1 protein-coding gene is annotated in these 539 nt (G+C 32.5%); it reads left to right on the forward strand.

Annotated elements, in window-relative coordinates:
- Nucleotides 1-196: 196 nt before the first annotated feature.
- On the forward strand, nt 197-539 hold a 343-nt coding region (locus ABDZ60_RS18605; RefSeq protein ID WP_343780254.1), incomplete at its 3' end, for an ATP-binding protein.

The raw sequence follows: 539 nt of genomic DNA on the forward strand, positions 1-539 counted from the left end.
ACTGATAAAAAATATAATTATAAAATTGGTCATATGCACGAAATACTGAAGTCTGATGCTTGTAAACATTTATCAGATGATCAAATAGGTGATTTTATAAAAGAGAATATGGCCTTAATGGATATATTGTTAGGAGAGTGATTTTAAAATGTATGCAAAACTTATGAATAATTTAGAAACTCTTAAGTTAGAAAAGATGTCATCATATGTACCGACATATCTTAGCATAGCTGCTCAGGAGCAGACCCCGTTGTTAGATGCCTTAGTGCATCTAACAGATAAAGAAATACTTTATAAAAATGAAATGGCCTCAAAAATCCAAATAAGTGTAGCCGGCTTTCCTTTTGTAAAAAGAGCTGATGAGTATGACTATAGCTTTCAACCGTCAGTAAACAAAGCGCAGATTCAAGACCTATGCTCATTAAGATTTATTGATAATAAAGAAAATATATTATTTTATGGAACTCCAGGTGTAGGTAAGACACATTTAGCTACCGCTATCGGAATAGAGGCTGCAAGTAAAAGATTCCTCACTTACT

The organism is Clostridium sartagoforme (assembly GCF_039521405.1).
GTDB classification, from domain to species: Bacteria; Bacillota; Clostridia; order Clostridiales; family Clostridiaceae; genus Clostridium; species Clostridium sartagoforme.